The following is a 540-nucleotide window of genomic DNA, read 5'->3' as shown; positions in this document are numbered from 1 at the left end:
GGCCCACTCACCGATGCGTTTCATGATCATGCGCGCTTCAGTGCGTCGCTGTAAGCCGCCTCGGTCCAGGCAAACCGACGCGTTGTCGAGGATGTACAAGCAGTCTTCCAGCAACTGTTGCGTCAGGGCTTCCTTGCTCGGTGGGTCGAGCGTTTCTCCCAAGCGCGTCAGCGTGCCGCTCAACCAGCGGCTGAACAAAGCGTTCTGCCCCGAGTTCAGTGGCGACATGAACAACCCCTCCAGCTGCGCCACGTTCAAACCCTGCCGCTGAACAAACTCCGTGCCGAACACCACGGCAATTTCCTGGTAGTTCTCGGGGGTGATCCAGATGTTGCGGCTCTCGCCATTGAGCAGGTACAGCGCGTTGTCGCTGCGATCGAAACAGAACGCCAACGAACCTTGGGGCGCACTGAAATTCTGCTCGACCCGGGTGTTCATCTGCTCTTCGTAAATCTCCACGCCATGCAAGTCCAGATAGCGCACACGCCCGGCGAAATGCCCCGGCGACATCTGCTGATAGTGCTGTACCCAACCGGGTGT

At 59.3% G+C, this 540-nt stretch carries 1 pseudogene; it reads right to left on the bottom strand.

Annotated elements, in window-relative coordinates:
- Window positions 1-540: pseudogene (locus AC1DRJ_RS32070) on the bottom strand (helix-turn-helix domain-containing protein); the annotation flags it as partial.

It is taken from the genome of Pseudomonas sp. P5_B2, assembly GCF_056400445.1.
The sequence above is the reverse complement of the archived record's forward strand: the minus strand, read 5'-3'. Positions and strand labels throughout refer to the sequence as shown.